The organism is Bacillus sp. FSL H8-0492 (assembly GCF_038006145.1).
Lineage (GTDB): Bacteria > Bacillota > Bacilli > Bacillales > Bacillaceae_G > Bacillus_A > Bacillus_A mycoides.
Map to the genome: position 1 here is coordinate 5,200,203 of NZ_JBBOUP010000001.1, position 14,690 is coordinate 5,214,892.

The window sequence follows — 14,690 nt, forward strand, 5'->3', positions numbered from 1 at the left end:
ATTCCCCTTTTTATTTTTATCATAAGCAATTTTCACATATAATCCAAACGATTTAATCCCTAAAAATCAAATAAAGAATTACCATTTGCACCTTCTTCTTTTATATACACAGGTTCTCCAGAAACTGGCATAACCGGTTGAACTGTTGTTATAGGCTGAGATCCGATTATTTGTGATTGAACTTGTGGTTCTCTATACGTAGAAGGCTCAACTTGTTCATCTAATAATAAATCACATAATGCACGCACAACTAATAAATGCTCTTTTGATTTTTGTCCTTCACTACTTTTTGCCTTTGCAATTTCACTCGCCATTTTATTTAAAACCTTATCGCTAGATACTTGCATTCCTTGTCACCTCTTACTTTGTAGTTCTTTCTCAAATTGCCTCAGTTTCTCCACTGAACCAAATACTATTATCATATCATGTTCTTGCAGTTTTTCCTGCCCCGTTGGATTATGGATAATATCCCCATCTCTTAAAATCGCTAAAATTGTTACACCAAATTGATTTCTCATATTACTCTCTAATAACGATTTACTAGCTAAGTTAGAATCTTTACCAACTTGAATTTCTTCAATTACAAATGATTGCTCTATTCCATACAATACTGTATCAATATAATGCACTGTTAACGGATTCGCAATATCCAACCGTTAATACAGTAATCATCGTCATCCAAAATGCTTGAAACAAGCTAATCTCTTCAATTGTCATAAATCATAGCATTCCTAGAATTACAACAAAAGTCATACATATAACCGCTATCCATAATTGCTTCCGTACATTCATATTATGTTTCAACTCTTTTCTCTATCTACAATCTTTGCCAGAGGAAATGAAATACGTATATACTAGAAAACGGAATCTATGAAAGAGGTTGATATAATGAAGCTATTTCTTTCTGCCTTACAATGGGCACTATTTATTTTAGCTGGAAGTCTTATTGTACCAATTAGTGTCGCAACTAGTTACGGCCTTGATGGCGCTGAAGCTATCGCGTTTGTACAAAGAACATTATTTGTTCTCGGTTTTGCCGGTCTCTTGCAAGCTATATTTGGTCATAAACTTCCTATCCAAGAAGGTCCTGCAGGCCTTTGGTGGGGAATTTTCTCCTTGTATGCAAGTTTAGGCGTCGTATTATTTGGATCAAGCAATGAAACACTTAAGGTCCTTCAGTACGCTTTCCTATTAAGTGGCATCATTTGTATTATTCTTAGTGTTTTTGGACTTATTGATAAACTAGTTCGTTACTTTACACCGACAGTAATTGGAACGTATTTATTCCTTTTGGTCGCACAACTTAGTGGCTCCTTCTTAAAAGGCATGTTTGGCCTTGATGGACAACATACAGAAGTACAGCCAAAGGTATTTATTCTTTCACTCATTGTTATTTTACTATCTTTTTTCATTATGAAGCTACCTATTATTGGACAATATTCCGTTCTTTTCAGTATCGTCTGCGGCTGGATATTATTTGCGTGCTTCGGATTATCTAATCCAGTAACACCTGTGACAGATATAATTCGTCTTCCATCTCTGTTTGTTTTCGGAATGCCTCGCATTGAATGGAACATGGCAATTACGGTAGTTTTCGTCACACTACTACTTCTAACAAATATGTTAGCAAGTATTCGCGTTGTACAAAAGGTTGTTTCTAAATATGAAGAAGATGCTGCTCCAGATCGCTTCAAACAAGCTGGCATTATAACAGGAATAAATCAATTGCTAGGCGGTCTATTTTCAGCCATTGGTCCTGTTGCCATTTCTGGATCCGCAGGATTTATTGCAACGACAAATATTTATAAGCGCCTTCCATTTATGTTAGGGTCAAGCTTTATCATTCTTGTTAGTATATTCCCAAAGATTACTTCATTCTTTGCAGCCATCCCCGTTGCAGTTGGTTATGCTGCAATTTATCCTGTATTTGCAAGCATGATTGGTCTCGCTTTCCGCGAATATGACACTGTACAAAATAAAGAACAATTATTTAAAGTAGCAGGCCTTTCAATCTTTACAGGAGTCGGCGTTATGTTCGTTCCAGCAGGAGCGTTTTCTACGCTACCACCATTTTTAGCATCATTTTTAAGTAACGGTCTTGTTCTTGGATCTGTAATGGCTATCTTGCTGGAAATATTATTTTCTCGTTCGCACGAAAAACAACCATCGTAAATTGGAAAACTTCCATTATTGCACTCTATCTTTAGAGTTGTTACGATAATGATAAAGTGAAACTTTAATCAGTGGGGTTTTTGTTCATCCCCACTGATGATTAGCCCGCACCAATCGGGCGTTTACGGGCAGTTAATCTCCCACCTAACTTCTTTGCTCCAGCTAAATTTTGAGGTGGGAGTCTTACTGCCCTGCAAATAGCGAGATAAATTATCATGGGCAACACGCTCATGATAATTTATACTAACAATGTAGAACTTCTCCTAGTTTCATGCAAAGAAGTTCGATGTCTTACTATATATTCCCCACTATCTTCATAAAAATTTATTTCTATTTCAACAAAGAAAGGAATTTTCTATATGACTTATAAAATGATTGTTTTAGATTTAGATGATACTTTATTACGCGACGACCATACAATTTCACCTCGTACGAAAGAGGCTTTAATGACAGCACAAGAGCAAGGAGTTAAAGTTGTACTTGCTTCTGGGCGCCCAACGTTTGGTATGCGCAATGTTGCAAAAGAACTTCGTTTAGAGGAATACGGTAGCTTCATCCTATCTTTTAACGGCGCAAAAATTATTAACTGTAAAACAAATGAAGAAATCTTCAGTAGTACGCTATCTCCTGAAATCGTTCACAACCTATTTGAAATTAGTAAAACTGAAGACGTATGGATTCATACTTATATTGGCGATGATATCGTAACGGAAGAAAATAATCCGTATACTGAAATTGAGGGCGACATTACTGGTATGCCAATCGTTGTAGTAGATGATTTTAAAGCCGCTGTAACAGAGCCTGTAGTAAAAGTATTAATGAACAAAGAAGCTGAACGTCTTGTTGAAGTAGAAAAGAAACTACAAAAACAACTAGAAGGCCAATTAAGCGTTATGCGTTCTAAACCATTCTTCTTAGAATTTACTGAACATGGTGTTACGAAAGGAACGAGCTTAAACCAACTAATCCAAAAACTTGGTATTAAACGCGAAGAAGTTATCGCAATGGGCGATAGCTATAACGATCAAGCAATGATTGAATTCGCTGGTCTTGGCGTTGCAATGGGCAATGCACCAGATGATATTAAAGAAATTGCAAACTATGTAACAGATACAAATATGAACGATGGTGTTGCTAAAGTTGTAGAGAAATTCGTTTTAAAAACGGAAGTACTTGTTTAATATTTTCATTCATAAAACCTATTTGAAGTCAAATACTTCAAATAGGTTTTTATTTAAATTGCAATGCTTTTGTGACTATATTTTGAACTTTGCACTATTCTCGTAGTGTAAACTTTCTTTTTGTATATAATGAAACAAAATAGACTATTTCATTTTGAAAAAGAATACAAATTTACTATATACAAGCATACATTAAAGGAGGCTACTTCATGTTATCTACACCAATCGGAAGATTAAGAGCAATCGGCTTAATTGAGGGGATTTCTTTCCTATTACTATTATTTGTAGCAATGCCATTAAAATATTTTGCAGGGTTTGCAACAGCTGTTAAAATTACAGGCATGGCTCATGGCGTTTTATTTATTCTATTCATCTTTGCGGTAATTCAAGTAACAATCGTACACCGTAAATCAATTTTATGGGCACTTGGGGCATTCGTTTCATCAGTTATCCCATTCGGTACTTTTGTACTAGATGCAAAACTAAAGAACGAACAACAATAATAAAAAGGTAGTTAACAACTGTTAACTACCTTTTCTATTTATAAATTTGGAATTTCCCAATCAATTTCTCTTTCGCCCATATTAACTAAAATCGTATTTACTTTAGAGTACGGCTTACTTCCAAAGAAACCTCGTCTTGCTGATAATGGACTTGGATGTACGGACTCGATAATACGATGACTCGTATTCGTAATTAACTTTTTCTTCGCCTGAGCATGGCGTCCCCATAATATGAAAATAACTGGCTTTTCACGTTCATTTAATAGCTCAATTACGCGATCTGTGAAATGCTCCCATCCTTTTCCTTTATGAGAATTCGCCTCACCTTGACGAACCGTTAACACAGTATTTAATAGTAAAACCCCTTGCTCCGCCCATTTTACTAAATAACCATTATTCGGAATTTCATAACCGTATTCATCTCGAAGTTCTTTGTACATATTTAGCAATGATGGCGGCGTTTTAATACCAGGTTGTACCGAAAAGCTTAAACCATGCGCTTGATTCGGTCCATGATATGGGTCTTGTCCTAAAATAACGACCTTTGTATTTTCATAACTTGTATACTCTAGAGCGTTAAAAATATCTTCTACCTTTGGATAAATCACATGCTCCTCATACTCTTCTTTTAAAAAGTTAGCTAAATTTTGATAGTATTCTTTCTCAAATTCTGGCCCCAGTAATGGTCCCCAATCATTCTGCAAAATATTTTCCATGCCTTCACTTCCTATCCAATTAATTCACCATATCCTGCCTTGTAAATACTACAAACGAAATGATAAGAGATACTACTGCCCAAACCGTTAAATTTATTAAAGAAAATCCCATTGATAACCCTTGTAATGCAGGAAGTTTTCCTGATAAATAATCCGTTAGCGATAAGTTGACACTAAAAATGTATTTCGCACCTTCCCAAGACGTTGCGAATGAACTTAAAATGCCGCCTGCAATTAACGCAGCTAACATAACGCCCATACCAGCTGGTGTATTACGAATTAAAACAGAGACCATAAATGATATAGTTCCAACAACGATAGCAACAAACCAAGCTAGTCCGTACGCCATTAAAATGTATTGCCACTGCGGAATAAGGTGGACAAAGTTCGTATTTAACGTTTCCTTATCAATGACGAATCCTGTTAACACAGGTAAATTCCATCCAGAGTATCCAAATACAAGCCCTGATAATGCGTAAGCAAACAAACCGACAAGAAGCAATATGAGCGAAATGAAAAATAACATCGTCACATATTTACTAAGGAGTATTTTCCAGCGCCGAATTGGCCTCGTCAGAAGCATTTTCATCGTACCATCGCTTCGTTCTCCTGAAACAATATCAATGGCGACAATCATAACGAGCAATGGAATAAATAATGTTATTCCTTGTTCAATAAACGCCCTCACAAATGTCGGTGCTCCTGGCGCAGTCGGATTAATATTATGATCTAAATAATATTGTTGTTGTTCCACTCTTACTTTTAACCAATCCCGCCATTCTTCTGGCAATCTAGAATTGTTCAAGCGGTTTTGTGAATCAACAATTTGTTGCTGTAATGATACTTTCCAATCGGTCGTACCAAGCCTTTTTTGCGTCGTTTCTATTTCACGATACTGAGCATACACAAAAAGTGGAATCAAGATTGCTAAAATAAGCATGACAACAACAATTCGTTTCTTACGATAAATCTTTTCTGATTCATTTAAAACTAGATTCGCAAATTCACGCATGTTGCTCACCCCTTGTGAGTTCAATAAATAAATCTTCTAGCGTAAATACAAGCTCTTTGACGCTATGTACATCTATCCCGTTTTCTACAAAATGCTTATTCCAAACATTAATAGACGCAACATCCATACGACATAATAAACGCTCATCTTCTACACTAACTTCCTCTATCTCTTCAGCAGCGTCTAACATGTCTTTCGCTTTGAAAATCGGTGTAACGACCCATTCCACACGATCACTCGCTGTTTTGATCAACTCTTCAATAGGTGCAACTGTTATCATTTTTCCTTTATGAATAATAGCAACACGGTCGCATATCAGTTGCACTTCACTTAGCAAGTGACTCGAAATAAATACACTCATATTTTCTTCTTTTACAAGCTTATGTATAAATTCCCTAAGTTCTCTAATCCCAGCTGGATCTAAACCATTCGTCGGTTCATCTAATATGAGCAATTTCGGGTTTCCAAGTAGCGCCTGTGCAATTCCAAGGCGCTGCTTCATACCAAGGGAATATGTTTTTACCTTATCGTGAATACGCTCATCTAAATGAACCATTTTTGCAATTTCAATAATACGTTCATCTGATATATCACCAAGCATGCGCGCAAATTGCTTTAAGTTTTCCCATCCCGTTAAATATGTATAAAGCTCTGGGTTTTCAACTATACTTCCAATTTGACGCATCGCTTCTCTGAAATTTTCCTTAATAGAATAACCACCGATAGAAATAGTACCTTCTGTCGCTTTAATCAGTCCAACTAACATTCGAATTGTTGTCGTTTTCCCGGCTCCGTTCGGTCCTAAAAAGCCAAACACTTCTCCTTGTTTTACATCAAATGAAATGTCCTCTACAAGCGTCTTCTTTCCAATTACCTTCTTCAAGTCTCGTACAGAAAGTATCGTCGTCATTTTATCCCTCCTTGCTCTAGTTTTAATTTACTTACGACGTTTTGGACTAATCGCTCTGCCATATATGTGTAGCCTACTTCATTCGGATGAAAATGATCGGAGTATAATAAATCTTTTCCACGATTTTGGAATAAATCAAATGTCGGTGTAATATATACATTTTTATCATTTAATGCTAATTTCTCTAAAGAAGCATTCCAATCAACAACAATATTTGATGAACCTCTTAAATCTTCTACATCCTCAAAAGGATTGTATAAACCTAGCCAAAAAATAGGACTATCTGTGTTTAATTTACGAATTTCTTCTATAATTTTCTTCGCTTCATTTTGAAACGTTTCCGTATCAGGACGATACGTCTCTAAATCTATCTTTCCGAGCGATTCCCATCCTGGGAACAAATCATTTCCTCCAATTGTTAAAACAATTACATCTGCTTGCTTAATTGAATATTGAGCTCCGCTGCTTTCGATTTGTTTTAATAAATCAGGCATTTTCGCACCACTAACTGCCAAATTGCTTAGTGCAACTTTTTGTTTATAATCTTTTTGTAAATTCTCTTTCATTCGTCCAATATAGCCAATTCCTTCTTTATCACCAACGCCGCGCGTTAACGAATCACCTAAACTAACTACTTGTAACGTTCCCGTTTTCTTTTTCTCTTTTGCCACTACGTCAGTCTTCGTAATTAATTTTGAAGCTTTCGGATTTAATACATCATTTACACCCGAAACAAAACCGTATGCAAATAAACAGAAAGACGCAATTGTAATGAGTAGAATTACTTTTACTAATTTTGATCTCATATCAAAACCCCTTTTAGCCCCTATAGATTGTCCATAATTATACCAAACGAATTTTCGAAAAGCGATTTTCACACCTTCTCTATTATGTCGTTTCCCTATCTACCAAATCTGGTAATAACTCTACATGTTTCACATCTATTTCCTCATCATTAATCTTTTCATATAATAATTCAAATGCCTTTACACCAACATTTTTACTAGAATGCGAAATCGTCGTAATACCTAATATATTTGCCACCTCTTGATCATCACATCCGATAATCGTAATATCCTCTGGGATACGAATTCCTTGTTTTTTCGCCTCCGTTACCATTCCTGCAGCAATATGATTGCAAGATACAAGAAAAGCCGTCGGTTTTACAGACATATGAGCCCATTCCCTGACTACATTGCGCCCATCTTCCACCGTAAAACAGCCCTTAAACTTCCAGGCATCTAACGGTGTTACAACAATCTGTTGAAGTGAATCCTCATACGCCTTTTTTCGCCTCTGGCTATTAATACTATTACTTCTTCCAATGCAATATCCGATACGTGTATGACCAGCATCTATTAAGCTTTTCATCCCGCGCAAAAATACTTTGTAGTAATCAATATGTACACTCGAAATGAATTTCGAATCTATTTCTTCACACATCACAATTGGACCAAACTTCGTATACTCTTCAAGTTTTTCCTTACTATTTGTCCGTGAACATATAATTACTCCATCAAGCTTTTTCATTTTTAACATATGTAAAATTTCAAGCTCTTTTTCCTCGCTATAATTTGTCTGGCAAAGCATCATATTATAATTGTTCTTTGCGGTTTCCCTTGATATCCCCCCAATAATGGCACTGTAATATTGATCATTTACGTGCGGCAATAAAACGCCAATTACATTCGTTTTTCCTTTCACTAAATGAATCGCATTCACATTTTGCGTGTAATTTAATTCTTCAATAATCGCTAAAATCTCTTTTCGTTTCTGTTCATTCACATACGGATGATTATTGAGTACACGTGAAACAGTTGAAACAGATACACCAGCAAGTTCAGCAATCTTTCTTATATTAGTCATCTCATTCTCCCCTTCCCCTCAAAAATTCTCGCTTGACCTGGTAAGCTTTCCACAGTATATCCTTTCTTAGCAAATACATTTTGAAAGGATATACAACTATGCTTCGATTCAAACTAGAATATATATTTTTCATTGGCGGTTTACTCATTCTCGCCATCGGTATTAATATGATGACGACAATTACTTCCTTTGGACTTAGCCCTTATGATTCCTTCTTTATTGCACTATATCAAAATTTTGGGATAAGTATTGGTTTTTGGATTTTCATGATTAACTTTGTTTTTACCCTGATCGTACTCTTTTGGGACAAAAAACAAATTACAATCGGCACAATTGTAACGATGATTCTTATTTCCCTTTTTGTTGATTGGGTTGGTTCTATTACGACCATTATGGACATTATCCGCTCTCTTCCAAAATATATAACACTTATTTGCGGAAACCTATTCGTCGGAGCCGGAATTGGTCTTTACGTCTCTACTAAACTTTGCGCAGCACCTCAAGAGGCTTTCGTTTTAACTGTTGCTGAGAAAAAGAAATGGACATTTAGAAGAACAGAAATTTCATTAGCTTTTTTATTTTTAACATTAAGCTTCTTATTAGATGGGCCAATCTATTTTGGAACAATTATCTTATCCTTTACAACAGGTTGGATTATTCAAGCTTTTATTCAAGTTGGTACGCAAATTTTAAATAGAAAAAAACCTATTAAGCAAGCCGCTTAATAGGTTTTTTCGTTTTATTAGAAGAGATACTACTTAGCATCTCCTTCAATTCGATAATTTGCTTTCACACAATCTATTTCTTCATACGATTGCAATGTATGTAGAATGTACTCATAATCTGCAAGAGAAGCACGATGCGTTACAATTACTATTTCTGCTTTCCCTTTCTCTTCAAGTGGCATTTGAATAATCTTTTCAAAACTAACACCGCGTTCAGAGAACAATGATGTAATTTTTGCAAACACACCAATTTCGTCTTTCACATGAAGTCTTAAAAACTTTTTCACAATAATTTCATCTGGCTCTTTTAGTACCTTTTGATATTGCGGAACTACAGCACTATTTCCGTTTACACCTAACCTAATATTTTGCATTACAGCAACTAGATCAGAAACAACAGCTGTCGCTGTCGGTAAGCTTCCTGCTCCCGGACCATAAAACATCGTTTCTCCTACCGCTTCACCATACACATACACAGCATTATATTCATTTTGCACTGCCGCAAGAGGGTGTGCATTTGGAAGTAGAGTTGGCTCAACTGTAACCTCTAATTTCTCGCCATCTCGCTTTGCAAGACCAATTAATTTAATCGTATAGCCTAAGCTCTTACTATATTCAATATCTTCTGCTGTAATAGAAGTAATCCCTTTTACCTTCACATCTCCAAGCTCTACATTTGTAGAGAAACCGAGAGTAGCCAAAATCGTCATTTTTCTTGCTGCATCCAAACCTTCTACGTCTGATGTTGGATCTGCTTCTGCAAATCCAAGCTGCTGAGCTTCTTTTAACACGTCGTTATATGCTCTCCCTTCGTCTGACATTTTCGTCAAAATAAAATTTGTCGTTCCATTTACAATTCCCATTACTTTCGTAATAAGATCTGAGGAAAGACCTTCTACGATGCTTCGTAAAATTGGAATCCCTCCCGCTACACTTGCTTCGTAAAATAAATCAGCCTTATTATCTTTTGCTACCGCTAAGAGTTCCGCTCCGTGTAACGCCATTAAATCTTTATTTGCAGTCACAACGTGCTTTCCGCTTTTTAAAGCTTGTAAAATATATGCTTTTGCATCATCAATGCCGCCCATTACTTCAATGACAACATCAATATTAGGATTATCTAAAATTTCATTCACATCTTGTGTTAATAGAGTAGAAGGCACGTCTACTTCTCTCTCTTTCTCAATGTTTTGCACCAATACTTTCGTTACTTTCACTGGACAACCTACTTGGTGTATCAGTCGTTCTTGATGATCTGTAATAATACGAACTACACCACTACCAACTGTCCCAAGACCTAATAACCCCACTTGAATTTCTTTCATAATACTGTCCACCCCTCAAAAATTGTGTTTAGATGCCATTATATAGACAAAAAATCTGAAAAACAATGTATTTTGAATATTAAGAAAAATAAAGGTTAATCTTTACAAATAAAACGCTACCACGTGTTATACAATCATTTACAATATATAAGGGGTTTCTTGATACACGTAATAATTCAGCCAATTAGAGAATAATAAATTCCCATGACTCCTCCACCTAACAATTGGCTTCTCATTTGGATTATTATGTTTAAAATAATTTTTTGGCACATCAATATTTAACCCTTTTTGGCAGTCCCGTTCGTATTCTTGCTTTAACGTATCACAACTGTATTCACTATGCCCGAGTGCGAAAACTTGCCTTCCCTCTTGCCCAATAGCAAGATGAACGCCTGCTTCTTCAGAATTGGCTAATAACGTTAATTCTTTCACTTTTTCAATATCGCTCTCTCGTACTTCTGTATGACGAGAATGCGGAGCAAAAAACACTTCATCAAACCCTTGTAACAATTTCACATGTTGCTCGCGAACCTCATGTTCAAATACACCAAACATTTTTTCCGCAAGAGGATACTTCGGCACACCATAGTGGTAATACAAACCTGCTTGTGCCCCCCAGCAAATATGAAGCGTAGATGTTACATTCGTTTTTGAATACTCCATAATACGTCCAAGCTCTTCCCAATAATCTACTTCTTCAAAAGAAAGAGTTTCAACTGGTGCTCCTGTAATAATGAGTCCATCAAATTTTTCATTCTCAATATCACGGAATGTTTTATAGAAGCTCGTTAAATGGTCCTGCGCTACATTGCGAGATAGATGCGATTCCATATGAAGTAAATGAACATCTAATTGCAACGGTGTATTTCCAATTAAACGAAGTAATTGCGCCTCTGTTTCTTGCTTTGTGGGCATTAAATTTAATATAGCAATTTTCAAAGCACGTATATCTTGTGTTACTGCTCGCTCCTTCGTCATTACAAAAATATTTTCCTTCTGCAATACTTTGCGAGCTGGTAAATCTTTATCAATTATGATCGGCATGTTGTTTGCCTCCGACTAGCGCCGCTTCTAAATCTGCAATAATATCAGAAACATCTTCTATACCGACCGATAAACGGATTAAATCAGATGTAACGCCAGCTAAACGCTGATTTTCTGCGCTTAATTGTCTGTGCGTCGTACTAGCAGGATGTATTACACAAGTTCTTGCATCAGCTACATGCGTTACAAGAGTTGCAAGCTTTACATTCGCGATAAATTCTTTTGCTGCTTCTAATCCACCCTTAATACCAAATGTTAAAACTCCACTAGCACCTTTTTTCAAATACTTTTGTGCTAACGAGTAATTTTCATTACTATCTAATCCTGGATAATTCACCCATTCAATGCGATCATGATTAGCAAGCCACTTAGCAACTTCGAGAGCATTTTCACTATGACGCTCCATTCGTAAATGCAATGTTTCCAGGCCAATGTTGCTAATATATGCATTGAATGGGCTCATACAATTTCCGTAGTCTCTTAATAACTGAACGCGTGCTTTCACAATATACGCTGCTGCTCCAAAATTTTGAACATAGCTTACGCCGTGATAACTCGGATCAGGTTCGACAAGCTCAGGATATTTTCCATTTGTCCAATTGAAGTTCCCTCCATCTATTACAATGCCGCCTAAAGAACTTGCATGGCCATCAATATATTTCGTTGTAGAATGGACAATGATATTTGCCCCATGTTCAAACGCCTGGCATAAATAAGGCGTCGCTAATGTATTATCAACGATAAAAGGTACTTCTAATTCTTTTGCTGCTGCTGAAAGTTCCTTGAAATTCAAAACGTTCATTGCTGGATTTCCTAACGACTCTGCATAAACGAGTTTTGTCTTATCATTAGCAAGTGCCACAATCTCATCTGCCGTTAAATTAGGATTAAAGAACGTAACATCAATGCCAAGCTTACGCAAACTCACTCCAAATAAATTAAACGTTCCTCCGTAAACAGTTGAAGAACAAAGTAAATGGTCTCCACTACTGCAAATATTTAAAACCGCAAGCATAATGGCTGCCTGCCCAGAAGCTGTTGCAACAGCCCCTACACCGCCTTCTAAATCTGATAACTTCTGCTCAAATGCAGCTAGAGTAGGATTTCCAATACGCGTATATATATATCCTTCTGCCTCTAAATTAAATAGTGCTGCTAAATCATCTGACGTATCGTATTTATACGTTGTACTTTGATAAAGTGGCAAAACACGCGGCTCACCATTTTTTGGCGTATAGCCACCTTGCACACAAATCGTTCCTTTCCCCCATGATTCTCCCATCTCTCATTCTCCTTTCTTTTATCCCGCTATTTGCGGGTAGTAAGACTCCCACCTCCAAATTCGGCAAATGCGAGGAAGTTAGGTGGGAGATAACTGCCCGATTGATGAAGGCTAATAATTAGCGGGGGAGGGGCAAAACCCCCACTGATTAAAGTTTCACTTTATCCAAAATAAAAAACTGCCCCTTCCCTGAAAACAAGAAAGGAGCAGTTTGAAAACACGCTCTAAGGCTCTTTCTTATCTCTCAGGATTATTACCTGCAGGATTTGGCACAATTCCGTTATACGGCTGTTGCCAAGGTTTCATCGGGCCTGTCCCTCCACCTTTTCTTGATAAGACTATGCAATTACCGTTGATTTTATAGCAATAATTTCCTGATGTCAAATAGTTTTTCTGAATGTTCTAAATTAAATGCAAGGAATTTAATACAAACAATAAAAGAAATATATTCCATATTCATTTGAAAAAGACCTTTTAAAAACTCCAATCCATATATAGAATTAAATAGGTGGTTTAACCGCGTTGGTTTCAAATTTTCATGAGATCCCAATATATTGAATAAGCCACCCCCTCAAAAAGATACTATATATATTCAATTCATTTCACACTAGCATATTTAATCCTTTCTACATGAAAACTTACATAACGGAGGTAGAACATGACAAATAAAAAAGACATGCACCATATACTCGTCCTATATGGCATTCTTTTAGGCTCTATAGTAGGAGTCACGGTCTGGTCATTTTTAGTCACAATAAATATCGGAATTCACTTTATTTGGGGATACTTACCTACTCTTTTCTCTTCTCCCCCTTATTACACCATTTGTGTAACAATCATCGGTGGTATCCTCGTTGGTTTAACACAAAAATACTTCGGTACATATCCACGTCTTATGCCGGAAGTGATGGCTGAATATAAAAAAACAGGTAGAATTGAATACCGTTTTGTACATAAAGCTACTTTAACTGCGATTATCGTTTTAATATTTGGAGCTAGTTTAGGACCAGAAGCTGCACTTGTTGGAATTATCGGTGGACTTTGTACATGGGTAGGAGATCGCTTTAAATTTGCTTTAAAGGGAATGAATGAACTAACAGAGGTTGGAATTGGTGCCACTTTAAGTGTTATTTTTAATGCACCATTATTCGGTTATTTAGCTCCGAATGAAAATGAGGATAAGCAAATTAATGAATTTTCGAAAGGAAAAAAAGCAATCGTATATTTAGCTACCACTTTTGCTGGTTTTTCCGTTTATTTATTGCTTAGTAAACTCGATAATCGTGGATCCTTTATTGTTGATTTTGGGGAAGGGTCTCTTGCTCTTAATGAATGGATCGCCTTTCTACCACTTGCTAGCATTGGTGCTATAGTTGGTTTCTTTTATTTCAAATTAGAATTCACATTAGAGAAATTAATCCACCCCTTCAGGGAATACAAGGTATCACTTGGAATTATAGGCGGTATTTTATTAGGGGTTACAGGAACTTTTCTCCCGTACACGTTATTTTCAGGAGAACATCAATTAAAAGATTTAGTCGTTGAATGGAGCCATTTATCCTTCTGGGTACTACTTCTTTCAGGAATTTTAAAATTATGTATTACTGCCGTTTGTTTAAATACGGGTTGGCGCGGCGGACATATTTTCCCAATTATATTTGCTGGATCAAGTATCGGATATGCTATAGCTTCTATTATCCCTATAGATCCAATAGCTTCTGTAGCCATCGTCACGACAGCTATTTCAAGCTATGCATTAAGAAAACCAATAGCTATAACATTACTATTACTCATGTTTTTCCCGCTCAATTTATTATTACCCATGCTCGGGGCAGCAGCGATTGGGAATGCATTTCCGCTTCCTAAACATAACGAAACTACAAATTAATATAAAAAAAACAGCATTAACATTTAAATGTTAATGCTGTTTTTTCGAGTGGCGATTATAATTTTA

The 14,690-nt window shown here is 36.3% G+C and carries 15 protein-coding genes, 1 pseudogene and 1 riboswitch; of the genes and pseudogenes, 5 read left to right on the forward strand and 11 right to left on the reverse strand.

Annotation, left to right across the window (positions count from 1 at the left end; all coding sequences use genetic code 11):
• Positions 1–59: 59 nt before the first annotated feature.
• From MHH66_RS26865 to MHH66_RS28675, 3 genes and pseudogenes are all read right to left on the reverse strand, one after another.
• Positions 60–347, reverse strand: coding sequence for a YwdI family protein (locus MHH66_RS26865; protein WP_001198367.1), 288 nt, complete (start codon positions 345–347; stop codon positions 60–62).
• Between the two features lie 6 nt (positions 348–353).
• Positions 354–647 (reverse strand): annotated as a pseudogene (locus tag MHH66_RS26870) (cation:proton antiporter regulatory subunit); the annotation flags it as partial.
• Positions 616–717 (reverse strand): ion channel, encoded by a 102-nt coding sequence (locus tag MHH66_RS28675; protein WP_002130114.1) that lies wholly within the window; start codon positions 715–717, stop codon positions 616–618. The gene MHH66_RS28675 and the pseudogene MHH66_RS26870, both read right to left, overlap by 32 nt.
• A 171-nt stretch (positions 718–888) precedes the next feature.
• Here MHH66_RS28675 and MHH66_RS26875 point away from each other — a divergent pair, with 171 nt between their 5' ends.
• The 3 genes from MHH66_RS26875 (at position 889) to MHH66_RS26885 (ending at position 3,856) form a co-directional block, all read left to right on the forward strand.
• Positions 889–2,172, forward strand: coding sequence for a purine/pyrimidine permease (locus tag MHH66_RS26875; protein ID WP_063219244.1), 1,284 nt, complete (start codon positions 889–891; stop codon positions 2,170–2,172).
• Positions 2,173–2,531: 359 nt separating this feature from the next.
• Positions 2,532–3,353: a Cof-type HAD-IIB family hydrolase gene (locus tag MHH66_RS26880; RefSeq protein WP_002167307.1), complete on the forward strand. Its 822-nt coding sequence runs from the start codon at positions 2,532–2,534 to the stop codon at positions 3,351–3,353.
• Positions 3,354–3,562: 209 nt separating this feature from the next.
• On the forward strand, positions 3,563–3,856 hold the full coding sequence (locus tag MHH66_RS26885; protein WP_000953390.1) for a DUF3817 domain-containing protein: 294 nt from the start codon (positions 3,563–3,565) through the stop codon (positions 3,854–3,856).
• A 38-nt stretch (positions 3,857–3,894) separates the two neighbouring features.
• On the opposite strand, the gene MHH66_RS26890 is transcribed toward MHH66_RS26885, so the two are convergent.
• The 5 genes from MHH66_RS26890 to MHH66_RS26910 are packed head-to-tail and all read right to left on the reverse strand — an operon-like array spanning position 3,895 to position 8,360.
• Positions 3,895–4,572 (reverse strand): uracil-DNA glycosylase, encoded by a 678-nt coding sequence (locus MHH66_RS26890; RefSeq protein WP_063219246.1) that lies wholly within the window; start codon positions 4,570–4,572, stop codon positions 3,895–3,897.
• A gap of 19 nt (positions 4,573–4,591) precedes the next feature.
• A complete protein-coding gene (locus MHH66_RS26895; RefSeq protein WP_002089839.1) occupies positions 4,592–5,584 on the reverse strand; it encodes an ABC transporter permease in 993 nt (330 codons plus the stop codon).
• Positions 5,577–6,494, reverse strand: coding sequence for an ABC transporter ATP-binding protein (locus tag MHH66_RS26900; protein ID WP_063219247.1), 918 nt, complete (start codon positions 6,492–6,494; stop codon positions 5,577–5,579). Before MHH66_RS26900 ends, MHH66_RS26895 begins: the two co-directional genes overlap by 8 nt.
• On the reverse strand, positions 6,491–7,372 hold the full coding sequence (locus MHH66_RS26905; RefSeq protein ID WP_002034946.1) for an SGNH/GDSL hydrolase family protein: 882 nt from the start codon (positions 7,370–7,372) through the stop codon (positions 6,491–6,493). The genes MHH66_RS26900 and MHH66_RS26905 overlap by 4 nt, the downstream gene beginning before the upstream one ends.
• A 10-nt stretch (positions 7,373–7,382) precedes the next feature.
• Positions 7,383–8,360, reverse strand: coding sequence for a LacI family DNA-binding transcriptional regulator (locus MHH66_RS26910; protein WP_063219248.1), 978 nt, complete (start codon positions 8,358–8,360; stop codon positions 7,383–7,385).
• Positions 8,361–8,458: 98 nt separating this feature from the next.
• On the opposite strand from MHH66_RS26910, the gene MHH66_RS26915 reads away from it, so the two are divergent.
• Positions 8,459–9,085, forward strand: coding sequence for a YczE/YyaS/YitT family protein (locus MHH66_RS26915; RefSeq protein ID WP_063219249.1), 627 nt, complete (start codon positions 8,459–8,461; stop codon positions 9,083–9,085).
• 29 nt (positions 9,086–9,114) lie between these two features.
• Here the strand turns inward: MHH66_RS26915 and MHH66_RS26920 are convergent, their stop codons facing one another.
• From MHH66_RS26920 to MHH66_RS26930, 3 genes are all read right to left on the reverse strand, one after another.
• On the reverse strand, positions 9,115–10,410 hold the full coding sequence (locus tag MHH66_RS26920; RefSeq protein WP_063219250.1) for a homoserine dehydrogenase: 1,296 nt from the start codon (positions 10,408–10,410) through the stop codon (positions 9,115–9,117).
• 138 nt (positions 10,411–10,548) lie between these two features.
• On the reverse strand, positions 10,549–11,454 hold the full coding sequence (metA, locus tag MHH66_RS26925; protein WP_002191327.1) for a homoserine O-acetyltransferase MetA: 906 nt from the start codon (positions 11,452–11,454) through the stop codon (positions 10,549–10,551).
• Positions 11,438–12,736 (reverse strand): bifunctional O-acetylhomoserine aminocarboxypropyltransferase/cysteine synthase, encoded by a 1,299-nt coding sequence (locus tag MHH66_RS26930; RefSeq protein ID WP_078185018.1) that lies wholly within the window; start codon positions 12,734–12,736, stop codon positions 11,438–11,440. The genes metA and MHH66_RS26930 overlap by 17 nt, the downstream gene beginning before the upstream one ends.
• A gap of 234 nt (positions 12,737–12,970) precedes the next feature.
• Positions 12,971–13,075: riboswitch (SAM riboswitch) on the reverse strand.
• A gap of 319 nt (positions 13,076–13,394) precedes the next feature.
• Here MHH66_RS26930 and MHH66_RS26935 point away from each other — a divergent pair.
• Positions 13,395–14,624 carry a chloride channel protein gene (locus MHH66_RS26935; RefSeq protein ID WP_016096458.1) on the forward strand — a complete coding sequence of 410 codons (1,230 nt, stop codon included), beginning with the start codon at positions 13,395–13,397 and terminating at the stop codon, positions 14,622–14,624.
• The last annotated feature ends 66 nt before the right edge of the window (positions 14,625–14,690 follow it).